The organism is Marinobacterium sp. LSUCC0821 (assembly GCF_012848475.1).
Lineage (GTDB): Bacteria > Pseudomonadota > Gammaproteobacteria > Pseudomonadales > Balneatricaceae > Marinobacterium_E.
Map to the genome: position 1 here is coordinate 401,008 of NZ_CP051666.1, position 17,801 is coordinate 418,808.

At 48.6% G+C, this 17,801-nt stretch carries 11 protein-coding genes and 3 tRNA genes; 6 read left to right on the top strand and 8 right to left on the bottom strand.

Going from position 1 to position 17,801, the window contains the following annotated elements; all coding sequences use genetic code 11:
* Positions 1-40 precede the first annotated feature (40 nt).
* On the bottom strand, positions 41-523 hold the full coding sequence (locus HH196_RS02065) for a hypothetical protein (protein ID WP_169450438.1): 483 nt from the start codon (positions 521-523) through the stop codon (positions 41-43).
* 65 nt (positions 524-588) lie between these two features.
* Entirely contained in the window at positions 589-984 is a 396-nt protein-coding gene (locus HH196_RS02070; protein ID WP_169450439.1) for a response regulator, read from the bottom strand.
* Positions 985-1,126: 142 nt separating this feature from the next.
* Here HH196_RS02070 and HH196_RS02075 point away from each other — a divergent pair, with 142 nt between their 5' ends.
* Both HH196_RS02075 and HH196_RS02080 read left to right on the top strand, forming a co-directional pair.
* On the top strand, positions 1,127-1,699 hold the full coding sequence (locus HH196_RS02075) for a peroxidase-related enzyme (protein ID WP_169450440.1): 573 nt from the start codon (positions 1,127-1,129) through the stop codon (positions 1,697-1,699).
* Positions 1,700-2,116, top strand: a complete 417-nt coding sequence (locus HH196_RS02080) for a DUF4426 domain-containing protein (RefSeq protein WP_169450441.1) — start codon at positions 1,700-1,702, stop codon at positions 2,114-2,116.
* Here the strand turns inward: HH196_RS02080 and HH196_RS02085 are convergent.
* Both HH196_RS02085 and HH196_RS02090 read right to left on the bottom strand, forming a co-directional pair.
* Entirely contained in the window at positions 2,113-2,601 is a 489-nt protein-coding gene (locus tag HH196_RS02085; RefSeq protein ID WP_169450442.1) for a universal stress protein, read from the bottom strand. The two genes, HH196_RS02080 and HH196_RS02085, sit on opposite strands and share 4 nt — an antisense overlap.
* A 196-nt stretch (positions 2,602-2,797) precedes the next feature.
* A complete protein-coding gene (locus tag HH196_RS02090) occupies positions 2,798-2,989 on the bottom strand; it encodes a DUF6726 family protein (protein WP_169450443.1) in 192 nt (63 codons plus the stop codon).
* 159 nt (positions 2,990-3,148) lie between these two features.
* Between HH196_RS02090 and HH196_RS02095 the strand changes: the two genes are divergently transcribed.
* Positions 3,149-4,042: a DMT family transporter gene (locus HH196_RS02095; protein WP_169450444.1), complete on the top strand. Its 894-nt coding sequence runs from the start codon at positions 3,149-3,151 to the stop codon at positions 4,040-4,042.
* 3 nt (positions 4,043-4,045) lie between these two features.
* Here the strand turns inward: HH196_RS02095 and HH196_RS02100 are convergent, their stop codons facing one another.
* Positions 4,046-4,516, bottom strand: coding sequence for a hypothetical protein (locus HH196_RS02100; RefSeq protein ID WP_169450445.1), 471 nt, complete (start codon positions 4,514-4,516; stop codon positions 4,046-4,048).
* Between the two features lie 296 nt (positions 4,517-4,812).
* Between HH196_RS02100 and HH196_RS02105 the strand changes: the two genes are divergently transcribed.
* Positions 4,813-5,142, top strand: a complete 330-nt coding sequence (locus HH196_RS02105; protein WP_169450446.1) for a co-chaperone YbbN — start codon at positions 4,813-4,815, stop codon at positions 5,140-5,142.
* Between the two features lie 597 nt (positions 5,143-5,739).
* Here HH196_RS02105 and HH196_RS02110 read toward each other — a convergent pair.
* The 3 genes from HH196_RS02110 to HH196_RS02120 form a co-directional block, all read right to left on the bottom strand.
* Positions 5,740-5,816: transfer RNA gene (locus HH196_RS02110), tRNA-Pro, on the bottom strand.
* Positions 5,817-5,854: 38 nt separating this feature from the next.
* Positions 5,855-5,931 (bottom strand) — tRNA-Pro (locus HH196_RS02115).
* A 19-nt stretch (positions 5,932-5,950) separates the two neighbouring features.
* A tRNA-Asn gene (locus HH196_RS02120) sits at positions 5,951-6,026 on the bottom strand.
* A gap of 151 nt (positions 6,027-6,177) precedes the next feature.
* On the opposite strand from HH196_RS02120, the gene ycaO reads away from it, so the two are divergent.
* On the top strand, positions 6,178-7,911 hold the full coding sequence (gene ycaO / locus HH196_RS02125) for a 30S ribosomal protein S12 methylthiotransferase accessory factor YcaO (RefSeq protein WP_169450447.1): 1,734 nt from the start codon (positions 6,178-6,180) through the stop codon (positions 7,909-7,911).
* Positions 7,912-8,083: 172 nt separating this feature from the next.
* Positions 8,084-17,722 (top strand): retention module-containing protein, encoded by a 9,639-nt coding sequence (locus tag HH196_RS02130; protein WP_169450448.1) that lies wholly within the window; start codon positions 8,084-8,086, stop codon positions 17,720-17,722.
* The last annotated feature ends 79 nt before the right edge of the window (positions 17,723-17,801 follow it).

Consider the following 17,801-nt stretch of genomic DNA (forward strand, 5'->3'; position numbering starts at 1 on the left):
GCCTATTTTCTCAATCGTTTAATAAGGGTAGTACAAATATCTAAATGCGCGATCGAGAACGTATCGGAGAGCGGTGTAGATATTGAGAGGTTGTGAGATCTAACGATTGTGCAACCGCTTTTACTGCGATTGGGTTAGGTGTGTGGGCGAGTTGTTCAATCAGTTTGCATTCGAAAAAGAAGGCGCGCTCAGTCCTCTCGATCCCCGATTCGATGACTGACAGAACCCACTCCACCATTTGACTAAGTATGTTTGGTGTCAGAAGGGGGGCGATCTCATGCTGGAGCTCTCGCTCTGCAATTTTAATGGTGCGATAGAGTTCTGACTGGGATATCTGGCCGTTAAACGCCTTTTCTGTCGCTTCGACAACGGCAGGGTGGTCGATGTGCTCCAGCATCAAGGTGCGTGCAAGTTGTGGCAGGTGGCGAAGATCTATTTCAGGCTCGTGTGTCGCAATGGGTACCCGTGCGGTTAGGGAGTGAACCGGTTTAGATGAGTCGGTGTTAGTAGTTTTGTTATACATCCTATTCTCCTAAGAAAAACTATTCCTAGGAGATTAAGCAGGAATCGTGCCAGTTATTTAGTAAGCTAAGATTTAGCTAATGCAATGATCGCCTCAACTTTCATTCGGAAAAGTTGCGCAGATAGCCCTTTAGGGATGGTTAGGGATGCGCCTGCTTCAAACGCGATTCGCTCCATCTCGTAATTGTTATGGCTGGAGAACAAGATAACAGGGATGTGGTGCTCTTTGATGTTGGCGCGCACATATTTGGTCAGTTCGATGCCATTCATGCCACCCAAAACTATGTCGATGACCATAAGGTCGAGGGATGGTTTGCTACCCTCGTAATAGCTAACAAACTCTTCACCAGATGAGAATCGTGAAACATTCGCAATTGATGAGAGTGCCGATTTCGCAAAATCACGAGTGAACTGGTCGTCGTCGATTACAGCGATATTTAATTTGGCGTTTGAATCTGTCATTAATAGTTTCACTCTTGATAGCAGTATAGTTACATCGTAAGTGTAAGTATCAGTTACTGATTGATTCTTTGTTCTTGCGAATGACGTTTAATCTAACATATTTTATGTTTCCAGATGTTATTAATTCGGAGCTCCTTAATCAATGACGAACTCTTCGCCGATTAGTGCCTTTCCAATACCTGAAATGATTGATATCCCAGAGGATATTCGTGAATTGATTCTATCTGTTCAGGAGAAAAGTGGTTTTGTTCCTAATGTGTTTCTTGCATTAGCGGCGCGCCCTGCAGAGTTTAGAGCGTTTATCGCCTACCATGATGCATTGATGGAGCGCGAGGGAAACCTTACCAAAGCGGAGCGTGAGATGATCGTTGTGGCTACCAGTAGCTATAACCAGTGCCAATATTGTGTTGTTGCGCATGGCGCGATTTTACGTATTCGAGCAAAAGATCCACTGATTGCAGATCAGATAGTCGCTAACTACCGTAAAGCTGATATCACATTGAAACAGCGAGTGATGCTCGACTTTGCACTTAAGGTCGCTAAAGAGGCCAATGCAGTAGGTGAAGCTGATTTTGAACTGTTGCGCAGCCATGGCTTTAATGCGGACGACATCTGGGACATCACGGCTATAACAGGGCTGTTTGGATTTTCAAATCGCATGGCAAATGTTATGAGTCTGCGACCGAATGATGAGTTTTACTCTTTAGGACGATAAATGAACATTAAACATCTACTTCTGCCCTTGGTACTTCTGGTTAATCAGGCTGCTCAAGCAGAAGATGCACCCTGTAAAGTGAAGATCTACGCCTCTTCAACTGCTGAGCTATCCTCAGCGGTAGCTGATCTATATGGTTTTAGAAAAGAACCTTCGCTTGGTTATCTGACCGTGACCTGTGTTAATCCGGCAAGTTTTCAGTCACTAGAATTTGTTAATCCACAGGTACATGTGACGGGTGGCGGGCTTGATCAGACGCTTACCATGAAAGAGATGTATGAGAGTACACGGGTTATCTACACCACCAATTTCCAATTTGTGCACGGAAATGAGATGCAATTTGCGATTAACACCCCGTTGGAAGGGAGTGAAGGGGTGTTAGATCACAAATTCAGTCAGGTCTTCTACAACCGTTAACGCGGTGGTAGTGGTACCACTAAAACCGGAATCATGCTGTGGCTAATGACCTTCTGAGAGGTAGAGCCTAACAGCATGTGCTGTAGTGTTGAGTGGGTTCGCACACCCATAACAATCATGTCGGCATTCATCTTGTCAGCGGTATCGGTAATTGTGCGCCAAGGCGTACCCTGTTCAACAACTGCTTCAACGCTTGGTGGGCGTTGACTAGGGTCGTCAATCTCATCAAAGATAAACTTTTCGATGCGCTCTTTGATCTTGTTGATCATGCGCTCGGCACCTTCGCGCTCCAACTGCTCAAGAGTTTCGCGGTCAATTACATTCTGTAACACCCCCTTAGCTCCATCACTTACCTGTTCTAGGGTATGAAGAAAGGTGAGTTTGGCACCGTATAGGTTTGCCATTTTTACAGCGTGGCGAAATGCAGGGCGCGAACCCTCACCAAGATCTGATGCGTAAAGAATATTTTTCACACTAGGTAACATTGTCGACTCTCCATTCGATCCAATGTCTGTACTCTAGCGGGAATAATAAAAGCTGCTACAAGAACCTGTTGTTCTTATGATCCATAGCAATTTTTGCCCTGAATAGACTTCAAAGATTGATATAGGTTAGGGCAACCAGTCCAGAACAAGCAGGACAGGACAAGGTAGGAAGCAGAGAGAGGGTGGTACGTAAGGGTTAAATCGGAATCTCGTCGATACCATCTGCAACTGTATCAATTGCTTCATCAACGGGTTCACCCACGACAGGAACGACAGAGACGATAGCACCGCCTATACGCATAGGAACTGTGACAACCTTGGTGAGTACGCAACCCTGCAGTGTCAGGATTGAGGCGATCACGATTAAGCCTTTCAACGCGGTGTTCATAAGATCACTCCAAATGATTTCGGGGTATGGTAACACGATGGGAGCGAATCAAAAAAATCGAATCAATTTACTATTTTTAATAGAGATTCCACTTTACACTGCCGCTAATCTATTTGATGCGACCAACGTCAAATTATCTCTTATTCGCAGGTTCCCTAGATGAGCACCGATCAAAAATCCCAGCACACCCAGAACACCGCACTTGGTATCGCTCTTATGTGCTTAGGTTTTTTCTGTTTCTCAGTCTCGGATGTGGCTGCAAAGATGCTTACTAACCACTTTCATGCCACGCAAATCGCCTGGTTTAGGCAGTTAGGGCTGTTTACCGGGGTATTGATTCTGCTGGTTTTGAAAGGGCCTGGTATCTATAAGACTAACCATCTTGGAACCCAAGTTTTCCGTGGCTTAATGAGTGCTATCACCCCGGTACTGTTTATATTTGCGATTGCGCATATGGCCTTGGCTGATGCTGTGGCTGTTACCTTTGTTGCGCCTTTTATTGTCATCATTATCGGTGCTTTGGTGCTAAAAGAGCGTCTTACCAAGAAGCAGTTATTGGGCATAGTGGGTGCTTTCATCGGGACGTTGATTGTTATTCGACCTAGTTCAGGCGTCTTCCAGCCAGCAGTTATTTTTATACTCTTGTCGTCAGTAGCTTTTGCGATGCGCCAGATAGTCTCTAGGTTAATTGCAGGTTCCGATAGCAGTTCAACGACGGTTGCCTACGGTGGTACGGTATCTGTTCTTTCGCTGGGTGTGATTATGCCCTTTGTTTGGCAAACCCCGACCACGATGGAAGAGTTAGGGTTGCTGTTGGTACTAGCAGGTGCAGCTGGATTTGCGGAGTTCTTTTTGATTAGAGGGTTGGATGTTGCCTTGGCGGTGATACTTTCACCCATGCAGTACACCCTGATTTTGTGGAGTTCGATTTGGGGCTGGCTCTTCTTCGCAGACCTTCCAGATATCTGGACACTGATTGGATCCGCAGTAATTATCCTTTCGGGGATCCTCTCTTCAGGTGTACTTAAATACCTTAAGAGAGGCGTGCGTTAAGGACTACTGAAGGCAGTTTATTTCGGTATCTTTATCGCTACAGCTGTAGAGTATTTTCATGCCGATTTGGTGAAGCTCGCGGTCATAGCTTTTTTGGCTAAAACAGCTGTTTCCGGTGCGATTAAAGTAGAGCGTTTCGTGATCGAGTAAGACAAACGCATGCTCCTTCTCTTGGTAGTTAAAACGCATCACAGTCTCACCTTGAATCTCTCCGAACTTATCTGTTCTAACAAACCCGGTGTTGCAGTTGGTAGGAGTGTTATCGACCACTTTTGGGCCTGCCGCGGTGGGGCTTATGATAATGGTCGGGTCAGCACCGGTTAAAATCGCAAGCTGCTGCTCTTTAATCTGTTGCTCTGCATCCATTTTTACTAATACCTCATTGGTGTACTCCAATAGAGGTGATACCAGGTAGGATACCGCTAAGTAAGTACCGGCAACGGCACCTGACATAATTGCAGCTAAGCGAAACATAACGCCTCCTGAATCTATCTTCTTTACTGCACCATAGTTCGTTTTTTGTACATGTAAAGTGCGCAGATATGACAGATAAGACTCAGGTTGTTTCTAAGCGCAAAAAAGTTAAAAAAGTTTAAAATATCGGGGTCAGAGTAGTCTTATTAGACTACTCTGACCCCATGGATACGGCTCGTAGGAGCTAGCCTGTAAGGCTAAGCGGCTTCAAAAATTCCCGTAGGCACGCATGCGCAAAGCGAAGCCGCGAATATATTTTCGGGGTCAGTGGTAAGACTCCAGTGGAAACCCTAAGCATGATTAATCTAACCACCCATCAAGAGCTAATAGATCAGATCCAATTGAACCAAGCTGTATTGGTTCTGTTTGGTGGTATCAATTGTGGAATATGCCAAGCGATTAAGCCCCAGTTAGAGAAGTTGATAGAGCAGAACTACCCAGAGATGAAAACCCTCTACGCAGACTGCCAGACCTATCCAGAACTAGGCGCACAAGCATCTGTATTCTCCCTACCTGTAGTAAGAGTCTATTTCGAAGGTCAGCTCTTTTTAGAAGAGGTAAAGGCATTTAGCTTAGGTAAGTTGGTCGCTGACTTAGAGCGCCCATATGCTTTGATGTTGGAATGAATAAACATTGGGGGTTAAAACATCGGGGTCAGAGTAGTCTTATTAGACTACTCTGACCCCATGACTCCAGGAGCGCATTCGCAACGCGAAGCCGCGAAGAATATAGAGGGATAGACTCATTGCCTCGCTTGCGCGATCTAATGCCCCTGCGGGCGCCTTTGGCGGTCTCAATTGCTGGCGCAATTGATACTCGGGCTATCCATGCCCTCGGCCTTTCAGGCCCTGACTGAAGTCAGTTCAAAATTGTTCCAGACAATTTTGGCGACCCCCTTCGGGGGTTCTCACCCTCAACTCCGACCGAATAGGCACGAGTGTACGGTTCAGAGTACTGAATTGAATCTTGTGCGGATAGTGATTTCTTGGTTCAGGTAGGAGCGCATTCGCAACGCGAAGCCGCGAAGATTACAGAGGGATAGACTCATTACCTCGCTTGCGCGATCTAATGACCCTGCGGGCGCCTTCGGCGGTCCAAAACACTTTGTGTTTTGTCGAACCCACGGGGGATCGTTCACCCTCTACACCGACCAAATAGGCACGAGTGTATGATTCAGAGTACTGAATTAGATGCGATGTATGAGGTGATTTTGTAGTGTTTAATGGTCGGAGTAGAGGGATTCGAACCCCCGACCCTCTGGTCCCAAACCAGATGCGCTACCAGACTGCGCTATACTCCGACGAGTCTCTTCGTGGTGAAGAGTGAGCTGAGAAAAAGTGGTCGGAGTAGAGGGATTCGAACCCCCGACCCTCTGGTCCCAAACCAGATGCGCTACCAGACTGCGCTATACTCCGACTTTTTCTCTTTGAGAATTGGCTCCTCGAGCTGGACTCGAACCAGCGACCAATAGATTAACAGTCTACTGCTCTACCAACTGAGCTATCGAGGAACTGCTCAAGTGAGGCCGCGTATATTAGAGATGAGGGCGATATTCGTCAAGCGATCACACCAAACTTTTTACTTGAAATGCTTCAGGTATAATCTCCCGAATTAATAAAGGGTTAGCTACAGTTAACCCAACAGAATTTAGAGAACAAATAATGATCAAAATTCCAGGTAAAGATGCCCCGCTTGAGGAGTCAATCGCGCGCATGAGCGAGGGCTTAAAAAGCCTGGGATTTGATATCGAAGAGGTGAGCTGGCTTAACCCGGTTCCTTATGTTTGGTCGCTCCATATTCGTGATAAAAACTGCCCAATGTTGTTCACCAACGGTAAGGGTGGAACGCCAGAAGCAGCGCAAGCGAGTGCATTGGGTGAGTTTTATGAACGCCTCAGTACTAACTACTTCTTTGCAGACTATTTTCTAGGTGATGAGGTTGCCGATAGCGACTTTGTCCACTACCCGAACGAACGCTGGTTTCCTGCTAAGGGCGCACACTGGCCCGAGGGTTTGTTAGACGAACACTCGCGTAATCACTACGACCCAGATGATGAGCTCACCGCTGATATGCTGGTAGATTTCAACTCTGGTCGTGCTGATCGAGGCGTGTGTGCCTTGCCGTTTGAGCGTCAGCGCGATGGTGAAACAGTTTGGTTCCCAGTAAACGTGCTCGGCAATCTCTACGTTTCGAATGGTATGGCAGCGGGTAATAATAAGTTTGAAGGGCGGGTGCAGGCACTCTCAGAAATCTTCGAACGTCATATCAAGAACACCATTATCTCAACCGGTATTACGCTGCCTCGTATACCAGCAAAAGTCATTGCTAAGTACCCACGTATCGAAGCAGCTATTAAAGCTCTGCGTGTACATGGATTTGTGGTCGATGTGCGCGATGCCTCACTTGGTGGCAAATACCCATTGGTCAATGTGACACTCTTCAATAAAGAGGATGGTGGCTGTTTTGCATCCTTTGGTGCCCATCCAAAGTTTGAAGTGGCACTAGAGCGTACCGTGACAGAGTTACTACAAGGTCGTGCTCTTGATGCACTCTCCGACTTCCCACTCCCAACCCTTGATATAGAAGAGGCAGCAGAACCGCATAACTTAGAGATGCACTTCATAGACTCTAGCGGCGTTGTGCCCTGGGATATGTATGCAGAAGAGCCTGACTATCCATTTACTGAGTGGAACATCGAAGGGGATTCTGAAGCAGAGTTTGCAGAACTTTGTCGCATCATCCATAAGGTTGATATGGAGATCTATATCGCCGACTACGAGCATCTAGGGGTATATACCTGCCGCATTTTGGTCCCAGGTATGTCCGAGATCTATCCAGTTGATGAGTTGGTGTGGCGAAACAATAATCAGGGCAATGCGATGCGTTCTGCGTTGCGTTTTGCAAATGAGCTTGATGTCGATGCCGCGCAGGATCTATTAGAAGATCTAGAGCAGGGCGCAATAGATGAACTTCAGCGCGTTGCCGAGCTCATCGGAATCGCTACTGATGAAGATACTCTCTGGCACTCTGTTCGTGTGCTTGAGGTTAAAATCCTGCTGGCGCTTAAAGTGCAAGACACTGAGCTAGCAATGGATCTAGCCAATGCCCTAATCAGCTCAGGTCAGCTAAGTGGCGAGCGACTCTCGTTAATTCGCTGCCTAGCGCAGCTGTTAACTATCTCCCTCGATGATCAACGTGATTTAGCACATTACCAGCGTCCGCTCATTGCTCTATATGGTGAAGCGACCTTTGTTAAGGCTCAGGCGATGGTACAAGGAGAGCAGCTGTTTGATGATCTAGCGCTTTCAGGCGGTTCGCTCGACAGCTTCAAGGCTCATCAATCAATGTTGGCTGTTTATCAGAGACTTCAGCAAGCAAAAGCAGAGCATTCATAAGCTCGTTAATCAGGCTCTGCCTGTCGCAATTGTCACCTAAAGCACAAAAGCGAAATAATTAACTCAAAAAAAGGGTAAAAAAAGCCGTTTTCTAGTACCAGGGTACAATGCGCAAAACTCCAAGTTGGCCTAATTTTTGCTACATCAGGTCAAAATCGATTGGAGATATATCATGAGCTTTGTAATTGGAACCGTTAATGCCCTCGTTGGACAAGTTATTGCAGTGGCAGAAGACGGAAGTTCGCGCATTCTAAAATTAGGTGATGCGGTTCTTAACACAGAAGTGATTCGCACAGTTGAAGGTGCTCAAATTGAAGTAGCCCTAGCCAACGGGGAAACAGTTTCAATTGCAAATGCAGGTGAATGGCTAGCCGAACAGGCACTCACCCCACAAACCCTCGCTCAGATTCAATTCCAATCTACACCTATAGGTACCGTAAATTCAGTCTCAGGTAACGCAGTTGCTGTAGCCGCAGATGGCAGCGAGCGGGTACTACTTGCTGGCGACTCAATTTACCCAGGCGAAATCATCCGCACATCGCCTGATTCAGCTATTCAAATCGCAGTAGATGGTGCCTCTCCAATCACCATCGGTGGCGGCGATAGCTGGGTAGCAACAAGCGACACCTACACCCCAACACAAGATTTTGACCCAACAGCAGCAGCTTCATCAGACATCGACGCCATCCAGGCTGCAATCCTAGCCGGCGTAGACCCAACCCAAAACGCCGAAGCAACCGCAGCCGGTGGTGAAACCCCAACCGAAGATGGCGGCTCAAGCTTCGTAACCCTAGAGCGCACCGCAGCAGAAGTTAACCCAGAAGCAGGGTTTGATACTGTTGGCCTAAATCAGACGATTACACCGTTCAATGAAGAGCCGGCTTTTGTGGCTGCCCTCACTTTGAGCACACCGGAGGACCCGGATGCACCAACAGATGGACGCAATACAGCTCAATTCACAGATAACTTTGTTAACGGAGTTGAGTACTATAACTATGATAGTAAATCATCTTATGACGCTGATGCCAGCAGTTACACCAATAGCGGCTTAACGGGTGATCGCGGTACCCCCGGCTCTTTCTCTTATACCGAAACAGAGTTTATGGTATTTAAAATTGGAGCGGTAATTGTTGCTGAATTTCCTGCTTCCCAAATAGATGGACCATACCTGTTCATCCAAGACTTGAACGCTGGCCTGACGCTCGCAGACACTAATGAGTGGCAGGTAGAGAACACTGCAATATTTCTACAAGCATTGGATTCCGATATTCAGGACTCGAATGGTTCAGAGGGTTTCCAAACTAATGAGGTTTCAAATTCAGAGCAGGCTTTTGAATCAAACATTAATATTACAGCAGAAATCCGAGAGGCATTCTCGCAGTACGTCGACCCTCGTACGGGAGATATTCTAAACCTCCAGTCAGCCGACAAGGTAATGATTTCCAGAGCGCTCGCGACTCAGGGAATAGAGTTTACTCGCCAGACTGAAGTGGATCCAAACTCTGAAGATGGAATGCAAAACGTTTTCGAGACGATCGCTATCGATCATGTCGTTGGGACCATTGAGGATCTCGCTGGCGATCGTGCCCCTGCATCAACAGAGCAGCGTATTGAGGACACCATCGATGCGGGTGACGGGGTAATTACGTATTACTCCAACAATTTACCAGTGGACAGTGAAGGAAACTATTACATCGAGTTTGATGCTGAAGGCCTCTTAGCAAACTCAATCGGTAAACAAGTTATGACGAACAATATGGACATTACCGATGTTCAAGCGGTCGTAACGCTACCCGGTTTTGATAATCCAGTTGGAACCGTGACCTACGATGATATAACCCGCACAGGCAGAATAACTTTAGACGGTCTGAGCGCTGAGGATTTAGAGTCTGGCGCACTGGAGACACTTAATTTTGGTTACACCATCTGGGATTGGACAGCTAACGTGCAGGTTACTGTGCGTCCTCTTGATCTGTATAAAGCACACTTGTCCGCAGAGGTTGAAAATGTGGATGAGAGTGTTGAGTACAACACTGTCTCTATCAAAAGCAGCCTGACTTTCGAGACTGATCAAAAACTTACAGTGAAGTTTGCACCCGAGGGCGGCGGCGAGAACTTTGCCGAGTACTCGGATGATTTTCGGGTTCCTGTGCAGTACTCAAACGACGGCGGTGATACCTGGGTTGATATGCCAACCCTGCCTCAGACTTACAACTACGTTAACGGCGACTATGTCTACGATAAGCCGCTCCCGATATTTGAATTCACTTTGGCTGCTGGTAGTGATTCTGTACTGATTAGAATCCCGATATGGGATGACGTCGAAGATGAGGGAGCTAATACTGAAGAAGCACGTGAAATCATAGATATGTTGATTGAGGGTGAGAACTTCTTTACTGAGAATGTCCAGCCCGGAATTATCGATAACGATCCATCTGACGTCCCCTATGTTGATGTCAACTTCGCTGTTGTTAGTGAGTCTGACGATTACGCCGATCTCACAATCACTCTGCACGACAGGAACGGTAACAGCGCTACTGCAAATGGTGACGTCACAGTCACTTACCAGTTACTCGATCTCTCTGCTACTGGCGGAACATCGGACGCAATTAATTCAGGTAACGACTATGTAGATTCAAGTGATACATACACTATAACCATCCCGAGTGGTGATAGTTCATTCGTTGTCCGTGTACCGATAATTGATGACCTGAATATTGAAACAACAGAGTTCGCTCTGATTGACCTCCTAAGTGTTACCGGAAAAGTGGTTGGCGAGGCGAATGACCTAGTTATTGGCGACCCTCAGGGTACCATCCGTATCTACGATAACGATGCTCTTAATGTTGTTGGCCAACAAGATTACGAAGGCAACGACGCCGTATTCTCTGTCACTGTTGATCCCGAGCAGATTGATGCAGGGGCAATTATCACGCTGCGGCCCACGAATTCCGGAGCTTCTGCGACTCCCGTAGACGACTTTGATCCGACTACCCTGCATGCCTACACCTTGAGCGATATTGGCGAAAAAGTTGAGATCACGCTGGATGAGAACTTGAGCTTTGAGTTGGGTGGTCGCGAGCAGTTCTATGTTGCGTACGAGACTACTCAAGATCAGGTTATCGAGTCCCCAGAAACGGTGAGAATCCAAGTATCTGCAGAGTTTTTGGATGATCAAGGAGATCAGGTTGAGCGCGTTGGCTTGGGTACGGCAACGATAGTTGATCCAATTATCGCAGCGAATGATGCAGATTCTTTCACCGAAACAGAACTAGAGACGGGACTAACAATCTCCGGATCGATCAATGTCCTAACGAACGATACAGAACCAACTCCAGACGCAGAGGCTTTGAAGGTTCAGCAGGAAGCGGTGGATGTGTTTACATCGGACGGTCAAACAGTAATAGGTGTAGTTAATTTTGCCAAAGACGGCAGCTACACATTGACATTGAACGCAGCGGGTCAGGCGGCTGTGAATGCGTTGGATGCTGATGAGAGCCTGACGGTTGAAGCAGACTACACAGCAGAGAACCAGGATGGAGTAACCGACACCGCCACCCTGACCGTGACGATCAACGCTACTAACGACAAGCCTACGATCACTTCAAGTAGCGGCAACCCAGAGGGTGCTAACGACGTTGTGTATGAATCTGGCCTGGCTACGGGTTCGTCACCAAGTGCAAGCAGTGTGGTTGCGGCGGGCACAATCACCGTTGCAGACCCCGATGGTCTGGATGATATCGTATCGATCACGATCGATAGCGATACGTTCACGCTTGCTCAGTTGAATGCGGCGACTGCTGGTTCACCACTGACCGTGACCGGCGACAAAGGTACGCTGAGTATCACGGATTACACCGACGGTGTAGCGACATACAGCTACACGCTGACCAGTGCAGTTGATGACGATGAAGTGGGTGCGAGCACTCAGGAAGTGTTCTCCGTGACGACATCGGATGGCACTTTGAGCTCGGATCCTGCGTCTATCACGATCGATATCAGTGATGATGCACCGCGTGCTGATGATGACGCGAATAGCCTGGGTGAGGACGATACATCCACTTCAGGTAACGTATTCGGTGCCACCAACGCAAGTACCAATAATGATGCGGATATTGCAGGTGCAGACGGTGCTTCGGTAACGGCAGTACGCACAGGGGCAGAAGATGCGACAGGTACATCAGGCTCACTCGGAGTTGCGCTGCAGGGTACTTACGGTACGTTGACACTGGGCACAGATGGTCAGTACACCTACACCCTGACCGCAGATATGAGTGCTCTGGATGACGGCGAGTCTGAGACAGATACCTTCACTTACACCATCACTGACGGTGATAGTGAGACCGACACGGCTGAGCTGGTGGTAACGATCAATGGCAGCAACGATAAGCCAACGATCAGCACAGATAGCGGTAATACAGATAATGCGAACGATACTGTTTACGAAGCTGGTCTGACTTCAGGCTCGGGTATCGGTTCAACCGCGACGACAGTCGGTGGCACGATTACCGTAGCGGATCCAGATGGTCTGGATGACATCGAATCGATTACGATCGATAGTGATACCTTCACTGTTGCAGAGCTGAACGGAGCATCTTCCGAATCACCACTGACCGTGACCGGCGACAAAGGTACGCTGAGTATCACGGATTACACCGACGGTGTAGCGACATACAGCTACACGCTGACCAGTGCAGTTGATGACGATGAAGTGGGTGCGAGCACTCAGGAAGTGTTCTCCGTGACGACATCGGATGGCACTTGGAGCTCGGTTCCTGCGTATATCACGATCGATATCAGTGATGATGCACCGCGTGCCGAGAATGACAATACAGGCTCTCTGACAGAGGACAGCACCCTGACGCTCACTGGTAATGTTCTGGATAACGATGTTGTGGGTGCAGACGAGGTGACGGGTGTTGATGCAGATGCAATCAATACAGATATATTCGTTGAGTGGGCGGCAACGGATGCGCAGACTGCTGGCGGTCTGGATCTGTCTGATTACGGTACGTTGTCACTGAATTTGGATGGCAGCTACAGTTTCGCATTGGATAACTCATTGGAATCGGTACAGGCGCTGACGGCTGATGACACGTTGGTGTTCACAGTGGGATACACCATGCAGGATGCTGACGGTGATGAGTCTGATGCAACTCTTTCGATCACGATTACTGGTACGAACGATGCACCAGTGGCGACAGCCAACAGCAACACAATTGCAGAAGATGCAGTGGCACCAGTGACAGGTAACATGGTCACGGACAACGACGGTAATGGCGTTGACAGTGATACAGATATCAGCGATGTGCTGACTGTAAGCAACATCGATGCAACCGGAGCGAACCAGTACGGTACGCTGACGTTGACTAACGCTGACGGCAGCTACAGCTACGCGATCGACAACACCAATGCGGCAGTTCAGGCCCTAGCAGTGGGTGAGACGTTGACCGAGACCTACACCTACACGCTGAGCGATGGTAACGGTGGTACAGACACAGCGACGCTGACGATCACGATTACGGGCACAAATGATGCCCCAGTCATCGCTGGTGGTTCTACCGATGCAAGCGGTGCAGTAACAGAGCTTGCTGACCTGTCAGCGAACGAGCTGACCGGTACTCTGAGCGATTCAGGCACGATCACCTTCACGGATGCAGATAGCACAGATACGCACGATGCTACTGTTGTGACGAAGTCGTATTCAGGCTCTGCAGAGCTCGGTTCGCTGACGCTGTCGGATAACGTTGATAATACAGATGGTACGATCGGTTGGGCGTTCAGCGTGTCTGATGCGGCCGTTGACTTCATGCGTGAAGGCGACACGATCACTCAGGTGTACACAGTGACCATTGATGATGGTAACGGTGGTACGGTAGATCAAGACATCACGGTTGTGATTACCGGCACTAATGATGCACCGATTCTGACGGTTGATGCGACTGGCGGTGTAACAGAAGATGCAGCGACTCCGACTCTCACAGATAGCGGCACACTGAGCTTCGCCGATGTTGATACAGCGGATACGCACACGGTGACAGAGTCGTACAACTCAGATGTTGTTTGGTCGGGCGGTACGCTGAGTGCGGCGCAGATTACAGCGCTGACTTCAGGTTTTAGTGCTGATTCTGATAGCTGGGACTACAGCGTTGCAAACACTGACGTTCAGTTCCTGAGCAAAGACGAGACAGTGACGTTCAGCTATGACGTGACTGTGAAAGACGATTCGGGCGCATCGAATGACTCGGATACGGAGACCGTTACGATCACCATTACGGGTACAAACGATGCCCCAGTCATCGCTGGTGGTTCTACCGATGCAAGCGGTGCAGTAACAGAGCTTGCTGACCTGTCAGCGAACGAGCTGACCGGTACTCTGAGCGATTCAGGCACGATCACCTTCACGGATGCAGATAGCACAGATACGCACGATGCTACTGTTGTGACGAAGTCGTATTCAGGCTCTGCAGAGCTCGGTTCGCTGACGCTGTCGGATAACGTTGATAATACAGATGGTACGATCGGTTGGGCGTTCAGCGTGTCTGATGCGGCCGTTGACTTCATGCGTGAAGGCGACACGATCACTCAGGTGTACACAGTGACCATTGATGATGGTAACGGTGGTACGGTAGATCAAGACATCACGGTTGTGATTACCGGCACTAATGATGCACCGATTCTGACGGTTGATGCGACTGGCGGTGTAACAGAAGATGCAGCGACTCCGACTCTCACAGATAGCGGCACACTGAGCTTCGCCGATGTTGATACAGCGGATACGCACACGGTGACAGAGTCGTACAACTCAGATGTTGTTTGGTCGGGCGGTACGCTGAGTGCGGCGCAGATTACAGCGCTGACTTCAGGTTTTAGTGCTGATTCTGATAGCTGGGACTACAGCGTTGCAAACACTGACGTTCAGTTCCTGAGCAAAGACGAGACAGTGACGTTCAGCTATGACGTGACTGTGAAAGACGATTCGGGCGCATCGAATGACTCGGATACGGAGACCGTTACGATCACCATTACGGGTACAAACGATGCCCCAGTCATCGCTGGTGGTTCTACCGATGCAAGCGGTGCAGTAACAGAGCTTGCTGACCTGTCAGCGAACGAGCTGACCGGTACTCTGAGCGATTCAGGCACGATCACCTTCACGGATGCAGATAGCACAGATACGCACGATGCTACTGTTGTGACGAAGTCGTATTCAGGCTCTGCAGAGCTCGGTTCGCTGACGCTGTCGGATAACGTTGATAATACAGATGGTACGATCGGTTGGGCGTTCAGCGTGTCTGATGCGGCCGTTGACTTCATGCGTGAAGGCGACACGATCACTCAGGTGTACACAGTGACCATTGATGATGGTAACGGTGGTACGGTAGATCAAGACATCACGGTTGTGATTACCGGCACTAATGATGCACCGATTCTGACGGTTGATGCGACTGGCGGTGTAACAGAAGATGCAGCGACTCCGACTCTCACAGATAGCGGCACACTGAGCTTCGCCGATGTTGATACAGCGGATACGCACACGGTGACAGAGTCGTACAACTCAGATGTTGTTTGGTCGGGCGGTACGCTGAGTGCGGCGCAGATTACAGCGCTGACTTCAGGTTTTAGTGCTGATTCTGATAGCTGGGACTACAGCGTTGCAAACACTGACGTTCAGTTCCTGAGCAAAGACGAGACAGTGACGTTCAGCTATGACGTGACTGTGAAAGACGATTCGGGCGCATCGAATGACTCGGATACGGAGACCGTTACGATCACCATTACGGGTACAAACGACGATCCAGTCATGAGTGTTGGTAACGGATCAGTAAGTGAGTCTGGTCTTGCCGCAGGAACGTCACCTAGCCTTGCCGCTAGAACGGATTCTGGTGTAATAACACTTTCCGATGTAGACGGTACTATTGGTAGTGGCTCAGATGTGACCGTAACGAGCGATGGCCAGTACGGTACAGCATCAGTGTCATGGAATTCTGAAGACTCTCGGTGGGAATGGTCATACGAACTGACCTCAGCTGTTGATGAAGACGGCGCTGATAATCAGTCGACAATTCCGAGTGAGGATTCGTTTGATATTACTATCGACGATGGTGCAGGTGGTGTAGTTACGAAGACTTTAACCATCTCGATTGCAGATGACGCGCCCGCGCAATTCAGTGCCGAAACCGTATATGTATCCAATGGCGGAACGGCCTACGCTGAGGGAAGTCTCGATGCTGTTCAGAATATCGGTGCGGATGGGGTTAGGTCTATTGTATTCACAACACCACTAGCCACCGGAGGTAGCGTAGAGGTCTCAGGTACTGATTTTTATTTGACCGATTCTAATGGCCGAATGACTTCGGGTGGGAGTGAGATTCTGTTGACTGGCTTTGATACTGGCACACTTGTCGGTACTACTGTTTCAGGCTTGAAAGTCTTTGAAATCGCGATAGATCAGGCAACAGGCGAATATGTTATCGATTTTGATAAAGCCCTCGATGACGGCTCTGGGTTTACTTTCTCGGACTTCAGTAAAGCACCTGCGGGTAACAAAGAATGGGTTGCCTTCGATAGGGATGGGTTTGCAATAACGGACGTGACTGATCCTAATCCTGACAGTAATGATATCTTGATCACAGCGGGGGCGCATACTGTAAATACCTCGTCAACAGATATTGGAGCCGCCAACCAATGGATTGGCTCAGGTGACTCAGTTCGTCTGGACATGGTTACTGATGTGCGTTACCTGACTGAAGTTGTTCAAGAGAAAATTCAGGGTGTTTGGACAGACGTTGAAGTAACCCGCAGCGAAGGGGATGCCGGTGGATTTGATTACGACAGCCATTACAGCTCCGACACTGTTACGTTCACGGTAATGCAAACTAAAGGTGGTGGGAGCTCGTCATTGAGGGTTGCTGCCTTCGACTTTGACGACGCAGGAGACAAAACCGATTTAGGAGGCGAAAGTACAAGCGTTAGTTTAGCTTTGGCTACTGTTGTTGTGAAATCCGCCACCGGAGTGACCCTGTCTGCTGGTTCAGATTACACGGTTTCAATTAGCGGCACTGACGTGATTGTGTCGGGATTAGACGCTGATGATACTGTTACAGTAACAAATCCAGTCGGATCTACCTTTGAAGCTGTGGAGATCTCCTACGAAGCAGATTCAGACTTCGCTTTGGGTGGGTTTGGATTTGAGTCTACCCAGGCTGGATCCGACCTAAATATGTCTTTTGACCTAACCGCGACCGACACAGATGGAGACAGCATTACATCCACTTTGGGCCTGGTAAATATCCAGCCTGATGCCAGTGTTTTGACTGGCGGTACAGGAGATGATGTGATGGCGGGTGATGCTGGAATCGATAACATCGTTGGTAATGCCGGCGATGACATTATATTCGGTGGTGCCGGCAGCGATGTAATGTATGGTGACAGCTCATCAAGTCTAGATGGCACTGTCGGTGTCGATACATTTGTCTGGGAAAGTGGCGACGAAGGTACACTCGAGTCGCCGGCAATCGATGTTATCAAGGATTTCGATGCATCGAATGGTGGTGATATTCTGAATCTTTCAGATCTTCTGGTTGGAGAGCATGACGGCTCCGGAGTAGACACGAATAATCTAGATGGCTACTTTGATTTCGCGACCGTTGGCGGCAATACTGAGATCAGTATTCGACCAACTGGAACAGGTGGTGAAATCACGCAAAAGATTATTCTTGAAGGTGTTGACCTCGGTGCAGATGGAAGTAACGATGCAAAAGTTTTGGCACAGTTGCTCTCCAATGGGAATCTGGGCGTGGACAGCTAAAACCGAGTCGACAATAACGCTCTCAAAGAGCTATCCAGATAAATGAAAACCCCTCTGTTCTCGGACTAGGGGTTTGCTT

Bases quoted from the DNA above. Each gene is read 5' to 3' on its own strand.
- HH196_RS02065 (WP_169450438.1), bottom strand. From the start codon at position 523: ATGTATAACAAAACTACTAACACCGACTCATCTAAACCGGTTCACTCC.
- HH196_RS02070 (WP_169450439.1), bottom strand. From the start codon at position 984: ATGACAGATTCAAACGCCAAATTAAATATCGCTGTAATCGACGACGAC.
- HH196_RS02075 (WP_169450440.1), top strand. From the start codon at position 1,127: ATGACGAACTCTTCGCCGATTAGTGCCTTTCCAATACCTGAAATGATT.
- HH196_RS02080 (WP_169450441.1), top strand. From the start codon at position 1,700: ATGAACATTAAACATCTACTTCTGCCCTTGGTACTTCTGGTTAATCAG.
- HH196_RS02085 (WP_169450442.1), bottom strand. From the start codon at position 2,601: ATGTTACCTAGTGTGAAAAATATTCTTTACGCATCAGATCTTGGTGAG.
- HH196_RS02090 (WP_169450443.1), bottom strand. From the start codon at position 2,989: ATGAACACCGCGTTGAAAGGCTTAATCGTGATCGCCTCAATCCTGACA.
- HH196_RS02095 (WP_169450444.1), top strand. From the start codon at position 3,149: ATGAGCACCGATCAAAAATCCCAGCACACCCAGAACACCGCACTTGGT.
- HH196_RS02100 (WP_169450445.1), bottom strand. From the start codon at position 4,516: ATGTTTCGCTTAGCTGCAATTATGTCAGGTGCCGTTGCCGGTACTTAC.
- HH196_RS02105 (WP_169450446.1), top strand. From the start codon at position 4,813: ATGATTAATCTAACCACCCATCAAGAGCTAATAGATCAGATCCAATTG.
- ycaO (WP_169450447.1), top strand. From the start codon at position 6,178: ATGATCAAAATTCCAGGTAAAGATGCCCCGCTTGAGGAGTCAATCGCG.
- HH196_RS02130 (WP_169450448.1), top strand. From the start codon at position 8,084: ATGAGCTTTGTAATTGGAACCGTTAATGCCCTCGTTGGACAAGTTATT.